The sequence below is a fragment of the Streptomyces sp. NPDC043878 genome, from assembly GCF_056435735.1.
Map to the genome: position 1 here is coordinate 55,367 of NZ_JBWKDW010000023.1, position 12,872 is coordinate 68,238.

9 protein-coding genes and 2 pseudogenes are annotated in these 12,872 nt (G+C 70.0%); 7 read left to right on the forward strand and 4 right to left on the reverse strand.

The features are described from left to right. Positions 1 to 4 precede the first annotated feature (4 nt). Positions 5 to 502 (reverse strand): annotated as a pseudogene (locus tag AC07AZ_RS28170) (glycoside hydrolase family 97 C-terminal domain-containing protein); the annotation flags it as partial. A gap of 139 nt (positions 503 to 641) precedes the next feature. On the opposite strand from AC07AZ_RS28170, the gene cpt reads away from it, so the two are divergent. From cpt to AC07AZ_RS28185, 3 genes are all read left to right on the forward strand, one after another. Further along, complete coding sequence (gene cpt, locus AC07AZ_RS28175; RefSeq protein WP_478852523.1) at positions 642 to 1,175, forward strand: chloramphenicol phosphotransferase CPT; 534 nt, start codon at positions 642 to 644, stop codon at positions 1,173 to 1,175. Between the two features lie 223 nt (positions 1,176 to 1,398). Continuing rightward, positions 1,399 to 1,989 (forward strand): hypothetical protein, encoded by a 591-nt coding sequence (locus AC07AZ_RS28180; RefSeq protein WP_478852528.1) that lies wholly within the window; start codon positions 1,399 to 1,401, stop codon positions 1,987 to 1,989. A 567-nt stretch (positions 1,990 to 2,556) separates the two neighbouring features. Further along, a complete protein-coding gene (locus tag AC07AZ_RS28185; RefSeq protein ID WP_478852530.1) occupies positions 2,557 to 3,882 on the forward strand; it encodes a lanthionine synthetase LanC family protein in 1,326 nt (441 codons plus the stop codon). A gap of 125 nt (positions 3,883 to 4,007) precedes the next feature. Here AC07AZ_RS28185 and AC07AZ_RS28190 read toward each other — a convergent pair whose 3' ends face one another. After that, positions 4,008 to 5,204, reverse strand: a complete 1,197-nt coding sequence (locus AC07AZ_RS28190) for an ROK family transcriptional regulator (RefSeq protein ID WP_478852532.1) — start codon at positions 5,202 to 5,204, stop codon at positions 4,008 to 4,010. Between the two features lie 267 nt (positions 5,205 to 5,471). Here AC07AZ_RS28190 and mmsA point away from each other — a divergent pair, with 267 nt between their 5' ends. From mmsA to AC07AZ_RS28205, 3 genes are all read left to right on the forward strand, one after another. Beyond that, positions 5,472 to 7,019: a multiple monosaccharide ABC transporter ATP-binding protein gene (gene mmsA / locus AC07AZ_RS28195; protein ID WP_478852534.1), complete on the forward strand. Its 1,548-nt coding sequence runs from the start codon at positions 5,472 to 5,474 to the stop codon at positions 7,017 to 7,019. Then, positions 7,016 to 8,314 (forward strand): multiple monosaccharide ABC transporter permease, encoded by a 1,299-nt coding sequence (gene mmsB, locus AC07AZ_RS28200; protein ID WP_478852536.1) that lies wholly within the window; start codon positions 7,016 to 7,018, stop codon positions 8,312 to 8,314. Before mmsA ends, mmsB begins: the two co-directional genes overlap by 4 nt. An 80-nt stretch (positions 8,315 to 8,394) precedes the next feature. After that, a complete protein-coding gene (locus AC07AZ_RS28205) occupies positions 8,395 to 9,498 on the forward strand; it encodes a substrate-binding domain-containing protein (RefSeq protein WP_478852538.1) in 1,104 nt (367 codons plus the stop codon). 356 nt (positions 9,499 to 9,854) lie between these two features. Here the strand turns inward: AC07AZ_RS28205 and AC07AZ_RS28210 are convergent. Continuing rightward, positions 9,855 to 10,777 (reverse strand): annotated as a pseudogene (locus tag AC07AZ_RS28210) (PfkB family carbohydrate kinase). Positions 10,778 to 10,968: 191 nt separating this feature from the next. Here AC07AZ_RS28210 and AC07AZ_RS28215 point away from each other — a divergent pair. Continuing rightward, positions 10,969 to 12,498, forward strand: a complete 1,530-nt coding sequence (locus AC07AZ_RS28215) for an APC family permease (RefSeq protein WP_478852540.1) — start codon at positions 10,969 to 10,971, stop codon at positions 12,496 to 12,498. A gap of 19 nt (positions 12,499 to 12,517) precedes the next feature. On the opposite strand, the gene AC07AZ_RS28220 is transcribed toward AC07AZ_RS28215, so the two are convergent. Next, positions 12,518 to 12,763, reverse strand: coding sequence for a DUF2630 family protein (locus AC07AZ_RS28220; protein WP_478852542.1), 246 nt, complete (start codon positions 12,761 to 12,763; stop codon positions 12,518 to 12,520). Between the last annotated feature and the right edge of the window lie 109 nt (positions 12,764 to 12,872).

Genomic DNA, 12,872 nt, shown 5'->3' on the forward strand with positions numbered 1-12,872 from the left:
GCGCTCAGTTCTTGTAACAGGTGGTGACGCCCTGGTGCCACGGGCAGGCGATCCCGGCGAACCCGCCGTTGTCCATGACGTCGACTCTGAGCGTGTCACCGCCGCGCAGCACCTGACGGTCCTGGACGAGCCCGTCGGCGCCGTCCCGGATCGTCTGGACCAGCCACTTTCCGCGGCCGAGGGACAGGGGCAACGCCGCCGTGCGGACCGCGCCGGCGTATACCCCGCCCAGGAACCAGCGGTCGCCGCCGCGGTGGGCGAGGACGGCTTCCCGGCCGGGCCGGCCGGCCAGTCGGGTCTCGTCCCACGCGGCGGGGACCTGGTCGAAGAAGTCACGGGCGAGCGGCCGGGCGTCGTACGACTCGGGGCTGCCCGCGAACATCTGGAGGCCCGACTCGTAGACGACGGCCAGTCCGGTCTCACCCGCGACGGAGTCGGGCCGCAGGCCGACGCGCTGGAAGCCGCCGGGTGTGAAGTCCATGGAGCCGATGACACGAAAGGTGCCGTGTCGCGCAGGCTGGTACGAGCCGCGCCCGCGTTGGGCCGTGTCCGACAGGCTCCGCCGGGTGGGCGACGCCCGGCACGGCGGGCCCGCCGGAAATCACTGGGGCGCCATGACGGGTACCCCCTACCCTGCCCAGGTGACAACTCAGGTGATCGTGCTGAACGGTGGGTCCAGTTCGGGCAAGACCGGGATCAGCCGGAGTCTGCAGGCGGTGCTGCAGGAGCCGTGGCTCGCCTACGGGATCGACTCGCTGATCGAGGCGATGCCCGCGTCCCTGGAGACGGCGAGCGAGGGCATCGACATCGCCTCGGACGGCGTGGTGAACATCGGATCGGTGTTCCGGGAGCTGGAGACGGCTTGGATGGCGGGGATCGCCGCGATGGCCCGAGCGGGCGCCCGGGTCGTCGTCGATGACGTCTTCCTCGGTGGCGCGGCTTCCCAGCAGCGCTGGCGCCAGGCTCTCGGTGGACTCGCCGTGCTGTGGGTGGGCGTCAGGTGTGACAGCGAGGTCGCCGCGGGCCGCGAGAAGAGCCGCGGGGACCGGGCCGTGGGAATGGCGGTCTCGCAGGCGGAGACGGTCCACCGCGGCGTGGTGTACGACCTGGAGGTGGACACCACCCGTACGGCGTCCATGGACTGCGCGCGGACCATCGCGGCCCAGGTCACCTGACGCCCCGCCAGGAGACGGACAGCCTGATACGAGTGGGGCTGCTGATGCAGGAGTGAACCATTCCGCTGTCGGCCGCGTCTCCAACGTCGAGGCGGTACCCCGACGCCCTTCGAAGGGGCGCGCGTCGAGGTGTCGCACGGCGATGGATGTCCAGGGAAGGACCACCCGAGCGGTGTCAGTGGGTCACAGGAAGACGAGCAGGGGCTGGATGGCCGGCGGCGCTGTGGCGATGGCGGTGATGGGACTGGCGGGGTGTTCGGACAGCGAGAGCTCCGGCGCGGACAGGACGCCCGCCGCCGCCAACTCGTCCGCGGCAGAGGCGGGAAGCAAGGCAGAAGGCAAGCCGGAGGGCACCTCGGTCTCGTCGCAGGCCACGGCGGCCGACCAGTCCACGGCCGAGGGGGCGGTCGCCGCGTGGGTGACCGCAGTGATCAGGAATCAGCCGGAGGAAGCCTGCTTGCTGATGGGGGAGGCGGCCACGGGCTCGTCGCCCGCTCGGGCCGGCACCGAGTCGACCTGTGCCGGCGATGCGCCCGAGGTCCGGCAGATGAAGAAGAGCGTCGGCCAGTTCCGTACGTCGTTCATGCCCAAGCCGCCCACGGACGACCCGAAGGTCGACGTCGCCGACGTCCCGGCGACAGGCGACGAAACGGTGGTCCCCGCCGACAGGATCACTGTCGACGGCCAGACCCTCGACAAGATCCTCCTTTCGCACTCCACCGGCGTGACGGCCCAACAGCTCGACGTCAAGGTGCATTCCACCCGGATCGACGACGCCTGGTACGTCACGGATCTCGACTTCAACGTCGGCTAGCCGGAACGGAACCACAGGAACCGGCGCCCGAGCCACAAACGCTCCGGCGCTTGACAGTTGAGTGCCACCGAGGCGGGACGACACGGCGGACAGCGCCGGGAGACGGTCGCCTCGGACCACCGAAGGACGCTTCAATGTCCTCGTGGTGAACTGGGCGCGGACGCACGACTGTCTTCTCGGAACCGGGGTGGAGGTGACGATCGCCGTCGGTGACCACGGGCGCTGCTCAGCGATCCGGGACTGGCACCGGGGAGACGTGAACAGACGCCCTCTGCGGCCCGCGCCTGTCGACAGGCTGTCCGGCGTCGGCCGGCTGATGTGTGACACCGCCGTTCGCGACGGTGCGGACGGGCTGGGCGGACGGAATCCTCCATCTCTGCGGCGGAGCGGAGTGCCCGGGCTGCGACAGCGTCGTCATCGTCGCGGACGAGTACACCTCCGCCAGTCGACCGCCGCTGCTGTGAGAACCCGCTGGGCGCGCCGGCAGTAGCCACAGTGGCGCCCTGCGCCACCGCGGGCCCTTGATGTTCCCGCGCCCCGGACCGGGCACCCCTGTACCGTGACCGGGTGCTGACGAGTGGGAAGTATCGGGCGACCGGCGAGGCCGCCTGGGCCTGGGTGCTGAACGAGGTGGGCGAGGACGACGGCCCGTGGCTGCCGGATAGGGTTCTCGCCGACGGCACGGAGGCGGCCCCGGCGAAGGACCGCGATTCGCTGTACGCGGGGATCGCCGGCCTCGCCCCGGTGCTCGCGGAGATCGGGCGGTACCGGCAGCTGAACGCGAGGGAGCGGAGTCTCGCGACGGGCATCGTCGGCCGGCTGTCGGACCAGGCGGGCCGCCGGACCGAACCGTCCCTCTACGACGGTCTGGCAGGCGACGCCATGGCGCTGAAGCTGCTCGCCCCCGGCAAGGAGTCGGTCGCGCTGCGGCGGCTGGCGGAGCTGGCGCGACCCGGGGGCTGGACCACCACCCTCGACTTCGAACCGGGCTCCGACGCACCGCTCAACGACGTCATCGGGGGCACCGCCGGTGTGGTCATGACGGCGGCCTGGGCCGGAGGCGAGTTCGCGGAGGGGATCGCGACGACCGGCGGTGAGGCCCTGCTGCGAGCGGCGGAGCGGACGGAAGCCGGCCTCGACTGGGGTATCGGGGCGAGCATCCGGTGGCGGGCGCCGAACTATTCACACGGAACCGCGGGAGTGGCCGCGGCGCTGGCGCTGGCGGGCGCGAAGCTGCACCGCGAGGACTTCGTCGAGGCGGCGGTGTCAGGAGCCCGGCACGTGGTGTCGGTGGGCTCACTGGAAGACGACGGCTTCATCGTCCCGCACACCATTCCTCCGTCGACGCGCGAGGTGGAACCGGTGACCTACAACTGGTGCCACGGTCCCGCCGGCACCTCGCATCTGTTCGCGGCCCTGGCGTACGCCGGCGTGGAGGAGGTGGCGGGTCACGCGGTGGACGAGCTGCGGCACCGCTGTCTGACCTCGATCCTCACCTCGGGGGTTCCGCAACGCCTGCGCCCCGGCTTCTGGGACAACGACGGCCGCTGCTGCGGCACGGCGGGCGTGGGCGACGTACTGCTCGACGCGGCGCAGTACTTCGGGGGTACGGCGGCGGGGGAGACCTATCAGCGGGCGGCGGGCCGGATGGGCGACGCGCTGGTCGAGCGGGCCGTCACGGACGGGGAGGGCGCCCGCTGGCGGTTCCTCGAACACCGCGAGGACCCGCCGCTGCTGCCCCCGGGCACGGCGTGGATGCAGGGTGCGGCGGGCATCGCGGCGTACCTGCTCCGTCTCGCCCGGTGGGCCGAGACCGGACCGGACGCCGCCGTCGTGGACCGCCCGGACCAGTGGTGGGCGGTGCCGTCGTCTCTGCGCGCCACGGCCGCTTGAGAGGAGCGGCGGGTTCGCGGAGCCACCTCCGCATGCGTGCCGCCTCCAACGGTGGCGCCCGGCGCCGCTGAACCCGGCCGACGCGGCTCGCGGTGTGCGCGTGCCCGGCGCGGTAGGCCGCCCGGTCAGTCCGACAGCAGCGCCGACAGCTGCGGCGAGTACGTCGCGTGCAGCACCAGCGCCGCACTGCCCACGACGGCGGCGTCCGTGCCGAGCGGGGACGCCTCCACCTTGACGACTCGGATGCGGCGGGCCAGGGGTCGGGCGGCCAGCGCGGCGGCCACGACGTCGACGTACCGCGACTCCACGTGCTGGATGCCGTGGCCGCCGAGAATGATGAGGTCCACGTCGATGAAGTTGGCGATGCTGACGGCGACCGAGGCCACATGAGCGGCGGCCTCGTCGACGACGGCGGTCGCGACGGGGTCGCCGGCCCCCGCGGCGAGCTGGATCGCGGCATGGTCGACGGACGCCGGGTCCTTGCGGAACGCTTGCGACAGCACACTGCTCTCGGCGCCCGGCGGGTCGCTGAGCCGGCGGTGCACCTCGGCGACGATCGCGGAGGGGTTGACCAGCCGTTCCAGGCAGCCCCGGTTGCCGCAGTAGCACTCCGGTCCGTCGGGCAGGACGGAGGAGTGGCCGAACTCGCCCGCGTTGAACGAACCGCCTCTGTACATCTGGTGGTTGAGGACCAGGCCGCCGCCGATGCCGGTGCCGAAGAAGAAGTAGGCGAAGTTCGCGACCCCGCGGCCCACACCGGACCAGCGCTCACCGACCGCGGCGGCGGTGGCGTCGTTGTCCAGCGTGACGGGCAGACCGGTGGCGTCGCTCAGCATGCTTTGCAGTGGCACCCGGGTCCAGTGGGCGAGCTGCGGGGGAGCGACGATCATGCCGAGCTTCTGGTCGATCGGGCCGGGAGTGGCGAGGCCGAGGCCCAGTACGTCGTCGCGGGAGACCTTCGCCTCGCCGAGCACGTCGGCGACCAGTTCCGCCATGGCCGCCACGACGTGGGAGGGGTTGATGCCGGGCGGGGTGGGCCGCCGCTTGACGACCACGGGCCGCCCCAGCAGGTCGACGACGGCGCAGGTGAGCTCGACGGGGTCGAACACGAGCCCCACCGCACTGCCCGCGTCCGCGTTGATACGCAGAGTGGTGCGCGGCTTGCCGCCGCTGGCGACCCGGCTGGCGCCGTCCTCGCGCACGATTCCCTCGTCCAGCAGCCGGCGCACGATGCCGGAGACCGTCTGCGGGGTGAGCCCGGTCAGCTGGGCGATCTCAACTCGGCTGATGCCGTCGGCGAGTTGGATCTGGTCGAGGACCACCGCTCGGTTGTATCGGCCGACCTTGGGGAGGTTTGTTCCTGCTTGCCGCACTTGTGGTCCTCTCTGTTCCAGCTCGAAGACGATACCTCCGCGGGGCGTTGACTTAGTAAAACAAATGGATTTAAAGTCCGGTCGCGCAGACGTAGCAGGCCGTACACAGGCACAGAGCAGTGCCATCGGAGGCAAGTTGATGTCCTTGAAATGTCGCATTCCGGAACACGCGGGCCCGTGTGGCCGTCGCGGTGTCACCGGTGTGGGGCTCCGCTCATGACCCAGGCACCGACCCTGCTGGAGATGCGTTCGATCACCAAGACCTTCCCCGGCGTGCGGGCGCTCGCCGATGTCAACCTCGTGGTGAGGGAGGGGGAGATCCACGCGATCTGCGGCGAGAACGGCGCCGGCAAGTCCACCCTCATGAAGGTCCTGAGCGGCGTGCACCCGCACGGGAGTTACGCCGGCGGCATCGTCTACCGGGGTGAGGAGGTCCGGTTCCACGACATCCGGGCCAGCGAGCAGGCCGGCATCGTCATCATCCACCAGGAGCTGGCCCTGGTGCCCGAGATGTCGATCACCGAGAACATCTTTCTCGGCAACGAGCCGCGCAGGCGTGGCGCGATCGACTGGAAACGGGCCCAGCGCCGGGCGCTCGAACTGATGGAACAGGTCGGGCTCCGGGAGGACCCGGACACGCTGATCAAGGACATCGGCGTGGGCAAGCAGCAACTGGTGGAGATAGCCAAGGCGTTCGCCAAGGACGTCAGACTGCTCATCCTCGACGAGCCGACCGCGGCCCTCAACGAGGCCGACTCCCGGCACCTGCTCGACCTGCTGCGCGGCTTCCGGGAACGGGGCATCACCTCGATCATCATCTCCCACAAGCTCAACGAGATCGAGGCGGTCGCCGACACCATCACCATCCTGCGTGACGGCCGTACGATCGAGAGCCTCGACGTGAAGGCAGACGGCGTCAACGAGGACCGCATCGTGCGCGGCATGGTCGGCCGCGAACTCAACAGCCGCTTCCCCGACCACACACCGGACGTGGGCGAGGTGTTCTTCGAGGTCCGTGACTGGACGGTGCGGCACCCCACTTCCGACGAACGGCTCGTGTGCAAGGGCTCCACCTTCACCGTCCGGCGCGGGGAGATCGTGGGCTTCGCCGGACTCATGGGCGCCGGGCGCACCGAACTCGCGATGAGCCTGTTCGGCCGCTCCTACGGCACCTACCTGTTCGGCAAGGTCTTCAAGGACGGCAGGGAGATCCAGCTGAAGTCGGTGGCCGACGCCATCGGGCACGGCCTCGCCTACGTCAGCGAGGACCGCAAGTCCATCGGCCTCAACCTGCTGGACGACATCAAGACCTCGATGGTGGCCGCCAAGCTGAAGAAGATCGCCCGGCGCAGCGTCGTCGACCCGGTCAGCGAGCACCGGATCGCCGAGGAGTACCGCCAGAGCCTCCGGATCAAGACGCCCAGTGTGGACGAGGGCGTCGTGAAGCTCTCCGGCGGCAACCAGCAGAAGGTCGTCCTCGCCAAGTGGATGTTCACCGACCCCGACCTGCTGATCCTCGACGAGCCGACCCGCGGCATCGACGTGGGCGCCAAGTACGAGATCTACGGGATCATCCAGCGGCTGGTCGGCCAGGGCAAGGGAGTCGTCGTGATCTCCTCCGAACTGCCCGAACTCATCGGACTGTGCGACCGCATCTACACCGTTTTCGAAGGTGCCATCACCGGTGAGGTGACGCGCCGTGACGCGAACCCGGAACTTTTGATGAAGCAGATGACCTCTCTCAAGAAGACACCGACCCCATGAGCCGCATCTCAGAGCTGCAGAAGAACCTCTTCGGAGGTACGACCTCCAACGCCCGCCAGTTCGGCATGATCTCCACGCTCGTGGCGATCGTGCTGCTGTTCCAGGTCTGGACCGGAGGTCTCACCCTGACCTCCGGCAACCTCATCGCCGTGGTCAGCCAGTACTCCTACATCCTCATCCTGGCCATCGGCATGCTGATGGTGATCGTCGCCGGGCACATCGACCTGTCGGTCGGCTCCGTCGCGGCGTTCACCGGCATCGTGGTCGCCAAGGCGATGCAGGAGCACTCGCTCCCGTGGCCCCTGGGCATCCTGCTCGGGCTGCTCGTCGGCGCGGCGATCGGCGCCTGGCAGGGCTTCTGGGTCGCCTACGTGGGAGTGCCCGCCTTCATCGTCACCCTGGCCGGCATGCTGCTGTTCCGTGGCGGCAACCAGTACATCGGCAACGCCGACACGGTGCCCGTCCCCACCGGCTTCCGTGACATCGGCGCCGGATTCCTGCCCGAGGTGGGACCGGACACCGGATACAACAACCTGACACTGCTGCTGGGTCTAGCCGCCTGCCTGGGCGTGGTGTGGCGGGAGTGGCAGGCCCGGCAGACCCGCCGGGAGATGAACGCCGACGCCGCGCCGCTGTGGGTGGCCGGCATACGGCTCGCCGTCATGCTGACCGTCATCGTCTTCACCACGCTGCGCTTCGCCGGCGGCCGCGTCGGTACGAGTCTGCCGATCTCCGGCATCATCCTGATCGCCCTGGTGCTCGCCTACTCGTACTACACCCGCAACACCATCGGCGGGCGGCACATCTACGCCGTCGGCGGCAACGCGCGTGCCGCCCAACTGTCCGGCGTGAAGCTCAAGCAGGTCAACTTCTTCGTCATGATGAACATGTCCGTCCTCGCCGCGCTGGCCGGGATGATCTTCGTGGCCCGGTCCGCGGCCTCCGGTCCCCAGGACGGTCTGAGCTGGGAGCTCGATGCCATCGCGGCCGTCTTCATCGGCGGCGCGGCCGTCTCCGGCGGCCTCGGCACCATCAGCGGCTCCATCGTCGGCGGTCTCGTCATGGCGCTGCTGAACAACGGACTGCAACTGGAGGGCGTCGGCTCGGACATGGTCCAGATCATCAAGGGCCTGGTCCTCCTCCTCGCCGTCGCCTTCGACGTCTACAGCAAGAAGCAGGGGCGGTTCTCGATCATCGGAGCGTTGATGCGCCCGTTCCAGCGGGACGAGGCCAGCACGCCGCTCCCTCCGCCGAACCCGGCCTCCGATTCCGACAAGGCCCCGGTCGCACGCTGAACGCAGGCCCGTCACCGACAGCGCCGCATCCCACGGCGCCCAACTCACCCGGTACCAACGCAAGAAGGGCTCATCCCACCATGCGCACAAGCATCACCAGAGGTATCGCCGCGGCCGGCGCCGTCGCACTGCTCACCCTGGGCACGGCATGCTCCAACGACCGCGAGGGCTCCACGGACAGCGGCGACGCCAAGGGCTTCGCGCAGGACTCCCTCGTGGGCGTCGCGCTGCCCGCGAAGACCTCGGAGAACTGGGTGCTCGCCGGCGACCTGTTCACCGCCGGCCTGAAGAAGGCCGGCTTCAAGGCCGACGTGCAGTACGCGGGCGCGTCGACGACCGTGGCGGACCAGCAGGCGCAGATCTCCTCCATGGTCACCAAGGGCGCGAAGGTCATCGTCATCGGCGCGACCGACGCCTCGCAGCTGTCGACCCAGGTGGCGCAGGCCAAGCAGGCCGGTGCGACCGTCATCGCCTACGACCGGCTCATCACCAACACGCCGGACGTCGACTACTACATCGCCTTCGACAACTTCAAGGTCGGCCAGTTGCAGGGGCAGGCCCTGCTCGACGGCATGAAGGCGAAGAAGCCGAAGGGTCCGTGGACGATCGAGATGTTCTCCGGCTCCCCGGACGACAACAACTCGAAGGTGTTCTTCGACGGCGCGATGGACGTCCTCAAGCCGCTCATCGACAAGGGTGACATCGTTGTCGGATCGGGCCAGAGGAACATCAAGCAGACCGCGATCCAGGGGTGGAAGGCGGAGATCGCCCAGCAGCGGATGGACTCGCTGCTGACCTCGACGTACAACGGCGGCAAGAAGCTCGACGGTGTGCTGTCCCCGAACGACACCCTCGCCCGCGCGGTCATCACCTCGGTCAAGGGCGCCGGCAAGCCGGTACCGGTCGTCACCGGACAGGACTCCGAGGTCGAGTCGGTGAAGTCGATCATGGCGGGTGAGCAGTACTCGACCATCAACAAGGACACCCGCAAACTCGTCGCGGAGACCGTCAACATGGTCAAGTCCATCCAGAAGGGCGACAAGCCGCAGATCAACGACAGCAAGTCGTACAACAACGGGAACAAGGTGGTCCCGGCCTACCTCCTGCCGCCGGTCATCGTGACCAAGGAGAACGCGGTCGAGGCGTACGCCAACGACCCGAAGCTGGCCCCGCTCACCAAGTAGGCCGGGGGCCGGTGGGCGCTGCGGTGGCCCCGGGCTGGTCGGCCGCCGTCGGCGTGGTCAGACCCGAGGCCAGCAGCGCGCCACCGAGGGCGGATCCGGTGGCGAGGACCGGCACGTCTGGTCGGGTCGAGCGCGGGGGCAACGTCACGGTCGTCCCCAGGCGGACTCGGTGATTCATCGGAGCCATCCCGCGTCACCCTGAGGGTGTGGGTGGGTGGCTCAATGCGCGGGGAGAGATCCTGTGTATTGCCCATTGGCTTTCGTCGCGGCGCGCCTCACGGCGGCGCGGGGTGTCTCCCCGCCGGGGTTCCCGCGGCAGTGGCGCGTCCCCGCAGCATGGTGCCCTCGGCACGGTGTCAGTCCCCGAGCATCCAGGCCCGGGTGCCGAACGACTGGCAGGAGCGCGAGGCCACCAGGGCCGCCGCGCGCAGGGCCTCCACGAAGCCCGCCGAGGTCAACCGGCCCTGAACCGCGAGGTGATGGGCCAGTGCGCCGTGCAGGACGTCCCCCGCGCCCAGGGTGTCCGCCACCCGGACGGACGGCACGTCCACGGTGCCACTGCCGTCGGGGCCCGCCCACACGAGGGGCCGCCCGCCCCGGGTGACCGCCGCCCACGGCACCCCGTGCTCCCGAAGGAACCGCAGAGTGTCCGCCGGCGTGCGCGCGCCGGGCGGTCGGAAGTCGGCCGAGCAGACGGCCACGTCGATCGACGGCAGCAGGCGCTGCGTGCCGTCCTTCCAGCTGCCCGCGTCGAGGACGGTCGGGCGGCCCGCCGCGCGGGCGGCGCGCGCGGCGGCCACGGCGAGTTCCATGTGGTGGCCGTCGAACTCGGCGATGTCGCAGGCCGCCACCAGCGCGTCGAGATCGCCGGGCGGGGCGACGCGGTGTCCCGACGCGTTGGTCGAGGCGACGGCCCGGTCCCCGCTCGCGGCGGTCACCAGGACGGACGACACGACGGGGGGCGCGACCGAGCCGGCGGCGAGATCCGACACCACCACGCCCAGCCGGTTCAGGTCGGCCGTGACCTCGACTCCCAGCGGATGGGCGCCGATCGCGGTGAGCAGTCTGGCCGCTCCCCGAGGTGGCTGAAAGCCGCGGCCGCGTTCGCCGCCGGCCCGCCCGCCGCGACGACCTGATCGTGCGCGGTCACCTTCTCGTCGGAAGCCGGCACGTGGTCCACGAGCTGGATGACATCCAGCGTGCACAGACCGACGAACAGACCCGCGGGGCGTCGTCCGTCCTCGACCTCGCTCACCGGCACCTCGTCCCGCCTCGGCATGCGCGCAGTGTACGAACCGGCCGCGCCGTCAGCACCGACATCACGGGCCCCGTCAGCCTGATCCGGGGAACCGGTTGCCGTCAGGCGGAGAAAGGATGGTCAAGAGTTGTCCATGTGTGCTTGTGGGTTGTCCCGGCAGCATCGGATCATTGGCCGGATCCTTCCGTAGCACGAACACCCTGGAGCTTCCGGTGACCGCTGGCCCCATAGAATCCACGTCGGTCGACACGCCGGCGGCGGCCCGGGCGGAGCGGCGGAAACTGCGCAAGCACTTCGGCCGCTTCGACATCCTCTTCTTCCTCCTGTGCACCATCGTCGGCGTGGACACCATCGGGACCGTGGCCTCGTCCGGTGCCGAGGCGTTCACCTGGCTCATCGTGCTGGCCGTCGTGTTCTTCGTCCCCTCCGCGCTGCTGACCGCCGAACTCGGGGCCGCCTTCCCCGACGAGGGCGGTCCCTACATCTGGACCAGCCGGGCGTTCGGGCGGCTCGCGGGCGCCGTGAACAACTTCCTGTACTGGATCACCAACCCCGTGTGGCTGGGCGGCACGCTCTCCGTCGCCGCCGTCACGGCGTACACCACCTTCTTCAACGACGGCAAGGATCTGAGCACCCCCGCCTTCTACGCCTTCACCCTCGTGTTCGTCTGGGTGGGCGTGCTCGCCGCGATCCTCTCCTTCGACGTCGGCAAGTGGATCCCCACCATCGGCGCCTGGAGCCGCTTCCTGCTCCTCGGCCTGTTCACCGTCACCGTCGTCGTCTACGGCGTCCGGCACGGCCTACACGGATTCGGGTTCGGCGACTTCTCCCCGACCTACGCGGGCTTCGTCGGCCTGGTGCCGGTCCTGATGTTCAACTACGTCGGATTCGAGCTGCCCAACACCGCCGGCGACGAGATGACCGACGCCCAGAAGGACGTCCCCTTCGCCATCTTCCGCAGCGCGGGCCTCGCCGTACTCCTGTACGCGCTGCCGATCCTCGGCATCCTGCTCGTCCTGCCGGTCGACGCCATCACCGGCCTCGGTGGCTTCATCGACGCGATCCGGCAGGTCTTCACGGTCTACGGCGGCCACGTCGCCGCCGACGGCACCGCCACCCTCAGCGGCGCCGGCAGCCTGCTCGGGGACCTCGCCGCGATCATGTTCATCCTCACGGTGCTGTCCTCGGGTGTCACCTGGGTCATGGGCTCCGACCGCGCCCTCGCCGTCTCCGGCTACGACGGCGCGGCGCCCCGCTTCCTCGGCGTCATCTCCAGCCGGTTCGGCACGCCGGTGCGCGTCAACATCCTCAGCGGACTGGTGTCCACCCTCGTCCTGGTCCTGGCCCACGAACTGACCGACGGCGGCGCCGCCAAGCTCTTCGGCGCGGTCCTCGGCCTCGCGATCTCCACGACCCTCATCAGCTACCTGGGGATCTTCCCGGCCCTCGCGGTACTGCGCCGCAAGGCCCCGGAGACGCCCCGCCCCTACCGGGCGCCCTTCCCTCGCACGATCAGCGTGGTGCTCACCCTGCTGGTGCTGTTCGCCAGCGTGCAGCTGATCGCCCCCGGACTCGGTGACCACTGGTTCGCCTCCGGCTACCGGCCGGACGGCTGGACGCACGACGAGCGCTGGAAGTACCTGTGGACGGAGACCGTCCCGCTCGCCTGCTTCGTCCTCCTCGGCGTCCTCTTCTGGGTCCTGGGCGGGCCGACCCGCACCGCGCCCGCCGACACGAAGTAGGCCGCCGGCCGGACCGCGATCAGCTCTGGTAGCCCTCGACCTCTGACTGGGGGCGGACGCGGGCCTCGCCCGGGTCCTCGCCGAACTCCGACTTGGCGCGCCGCTGGCGCAACAGGTCCCAGCACTGGTCGAGTTCGCGCTCCAGTTCACCGAGCCGCTCGTGCTCGGTGGCGCTGTCGATCTCCCCGGCCGCGAGCGCGCCGCGGAGCCTGCGCTCGGCTTCGACCATCGCGGTGATCCTGGCCAGGATCTGATCTTGGTCCATGTCCACGCCTCCTCGGTGTCGAGCCCACTGTAAGGACCCGGAGACGCCTCGGCGACAGCGGACCGGGCGCGCCGGGAGCGCCGCGCTCACGGGCCTGCCCGCACCCCTC